Here is a 693-nt window from a genome sequence, read left to right as displayed (position 1 = left end):
CCGGCGCGGCCGGGGACCCGCAGCCGCCGACCAGGGCCGCGACCAGCACGACGAGCAGGGCGACGGCGGCGGGGCCGCGGCGGGGCGGGCCGCCGGTCCGGCATGCGGTGATCATGCCGTCGAGCCTCGCCGGAACGCGTCCCCGGCACATCGGGCGCGGGTCGGCACTGCGGCCTACGACCTCCGACGGAGGCCGCCCTTCCCCGCGCGAGGCCCCATCGGGGACCATGTCGCGCCATGGGAGTCCCGGAGCAGGTCCGCACGCAGCTCGCGACCTGGTGCACCGAGCAGGTACCCGACGGCGAGAGCGACCGGCGCCGGATCGCCTACACCACGGCCGGCAGCACCGTCACGATCCTCGACCGCCGGCCGCCCGCGTTCCCGGAACTGGGTACGGCGTGGTCGTCGACGGCGCTGGCGCAGCTGCGGGCCGACGACCCCGGGCCGGGCAGCTGGACGCTGTACCGCGTCGCCGACCCCGGCTCGGGGCAGCGCTGGCAGCCGGCGGGACCGCCGGACACCGACCCGTTCGTGCTGCTCGCGCAGGTCGCCGACGGGATCCGCGCGAGCAGCTGACGCTCAGTCCTCCCGACCGCCCGTGACGGCCGGGCGCGGGCCCGGGGCCATGGCCGACGGCGTCGACGGGCGGGACGGCTCGTCGTCGCGCGGCGCCGTGTCCGACCCGCGCGGGGC

1 protein-coding gene is annotated in these 693 nt (G+C 78.8%); it reads left to right on the top strand.

Annotation, left to right across the window (positions count from 1 at the left end; all coding sequences use genetic code 11):
* Positions 1-237 precede the first annotated feature (237 nt).
* Positions 238-576, top strand: a complete 339-nt coding sequence (locus tag GTW08_RS24240; RefSeq protein WP_073576100.1) for a hypothetical protein — start codon at positions 238-240, stop codon at positions 574-576.
* Positions 577-693 lie beyond the last annotated feature (117 nt).

This window comes from Pseudonocardia sp. SID8383 (assembly GCF_009864975.1).
Classification (GTDB): Bacteria; Actinomycetota; Actinomycetes; order Mycobacteriales; family Pseudonocardiaceae; genus Pseudonocardia; species Pseudonocardia alni.
The sequence above is the reverse complement of the archived record's forward strand: the minus strand, read 5'-3'. Positions and strand labels throughout refer to the sequence as shown.